This is a genomic window from Massilia brevitalea (assembly GCF_030711405.1).
GTDB lineage: Bacteria > Pseudomonadota > Gammaproteobacteria > Burkholderiales > Burkholderiaceae_D > Telluria > Telluria brevitalea.
In genome coordinates, this window is the sequence record NZ_JAULSI010000105.1 from 1 (window position 1) to 2251 (window position 2251).

Annotated in this window: 2 protein-coding genes; both read left to right on the forward strand. The window is 66.5% G+C overall.

What is annotated here, in order from left to right; translation table 11 throughout:
- Window positions 1-454: acyl-CoA dehydrogenase family protein (locus QWL29_RS26440; protein WP_305825833.1), on the forward strand; the 454-nt coding region annotated here is incomplete at its 5' end.
- 19 nt (window positions 455-473) lie between these two features.
- Window positions 474-2123: a long-chain fatty acid--CoA ligase gene (locus QWL29_RS26445; protein WP_305825834.1), complete on the forward strand. Its 1650-nt coding sequence runs from the start codon at window positions 474-476 to the stop codon at window positions 2121-2123.
- Window positions 2124-2251 lie beyond the last annotated feature (128 nt).

Sequence of the window (2251 nt, forward strand, 5' to 3'; positions counted from 1 at the left end):
CGCCCAGGGCCGCCTGGGGCCGGGCCGCATCCACCACTGCATGCGCCTGATCGGGCGCGCCGAGATGGCGCTGGAAGCGATGTGCCGGCGCACGCTGGAGCGGGTAGCGTTTGGCCGCAAGGTGGCCGACCAGGGCGTCTGGCGCGAGCGCATTGCCGAGTCGCGCATCCTGATCGACAGCGCGCGCCTGATGGTGCTGAACGCGGCCGAAATGATGGACACCGTCGGCAACAAGGCCGCGGCGCGCGAGATCGCGATGATCAAGGTGATTGCGCCGAACATGGCCTGCACCGTGATCGACTGGGCGATCCAGGCCCACGGCGGCGCCGGCGTCAGCCAGGACTTCGGCCTGGCCCAGGCCTATGCCAACGCACGCTCGCTGCGCCTGGCCGACGGCCCGGACGAGGTGCACCGCAACGCCATCGCGAAACTCGAACTCGCGCGGTATCGTTAAACAAGACAGGAGACAGACGATGTCCGAGCGTCACCACGATTTCTGGCCCACGGGCCTGCCGCGCCACCTGACCGTGCCGCAGACGAACCTGTTCTACAACCTGGAAGTGTCGGCCGCGCGTTACCCGGACAAGACCTTCTCGGTGTTCTACGACACGCCGCTCAGCTACCGCGAATTCAAGCGCGAGGTCGAGCAGATCGCCGGCTACCTGGAGCAGGAATGCGGCGTGCAGCAGGGCGACCGAGTGCTGCTCTACATGCAGAACAGCCCGCAGTTCATGCTGGCCTACTACGCCATCCTGCGCGCGAATGCGGTGGTGGTGCCGGTCAATCCGATGAACCTGCTTGAAGAACTGCGCCACTACGTGAGCGACACCGGCGCCACCACCATCTTCGCGCCGCAGGACCTGTATGCCCAGGTCGCGCCGCTGGTTGCTTCAAGCGGCGAACCCGGACTGCAGCACGTGCTGGTGGCCGCCTATTCCGACTACATCGACCACGAGACCGACCTGAAAGTGCCGGACTTCGTGGCCGCGCCGCGCCGCCACATCGCCGGGCCTGGGGTGACCCTGTGGAGCGACATGCTGGCGCGCGGCTGTGTTCCCGGCCCGGTCACCGCCGGCCCGGACGACCTGGCCTGCATGCCATATACCTCGGGTACCACCGGCCACCCGAAGGGCTGCATGCACACCCACAGCAGCGTGATGTACAACACGGTGGCCGGCGTGCAGTGGTTTGGCGCCCAGCAGGATTCGGTGGCGCTGTGCGTGCTGCCCTTCTTCCACGTGACCGGCATGCAGGGCGGGATGAACGGTTCTATCTTCTGCGGCGGCACCGTGGTGGTGCTGGCGCGCTGGGACCGCGACACCGCGGCCGAATGCATCCGCCGCTACTGCGTGAATGCGACCCAGCTGATCTCGACGATGGTGGTCGATTTGCTCTCCAGCCCGCGCGTGATGGAATACGACCTGTCGAGCATCCGGCGCCTGAGTGGCGGCGGGGCGGCCATGCCGGATGCGATCGCCCAGCGCATGCAGGAGCTGATGGGTATCCGCTACATCGAGGGCTACGGCATGTCCGAGACCATCGCGCCGACCCACATCAACCCGAACGACCGCCCGAAGAAGCAGTGCCTGGGCATTCCGATCTGCGACGTCGATGCGCGCGTGGTCGACCCGGAGACGATGGGGGAACTGGGCGTGGGCGAGGTCGGCGAGATCATCGTGCATGGGCCGCAGGTGATGCGGGGCTACTGGAACAATCCGGGAGCGACCGCGGATACCTTCGTCGAGATCGACGGCAAGCGTTTCCTGCGCACCGGCGACCTGGGGCGGGTGGACGAGGACGGCTACTTCTTCATGGTCGACCGACTGAAGCGCATGATCAACGCTTCCGGCTACAAGGTCTGGCCGGCCGAGGTCGAGACCCTGATGTACCGGCACCCGGCGATCCGCGAAGTGTGCGTGGTGGCCGCGAACGATGCGCGCCGCGGCGAGACGGTGAAGGCGGTGGTGGCGCTGAAGGACGGCTTTGCCGGCACGGTGAGCGAGCAGGACATCATCGACTGGTCGCATGCCAACATGGCGGCTTATAAAAGCCCGCGCATCGTCGAGTTCCGCGACAGCCTGCCGAAGTCGGCGACCGGCAAGGTGCAGTGGCGCGGGCTGTAGGTGCCCGCTGAACGCGTGGCGGCGCGAACGGCGCATCGGCTCCCCTTGCACGGCAGAGCCGACCACCCTACGGCGCATCGACTTGACCGTATCTATGGACTCCACCCGTTTTGCAAGAAGAAGATTGA

Bases quoted from the DNA above. Each gene is read 5' to 3' on its own strand.
- QWL29_RS26445 (WP_305825834.1), top strand. From the start codon at position 474: ATGTCCGAGCGTCACCACGATTTCTGGCCCACGGGCCTGCCGCGCCAC.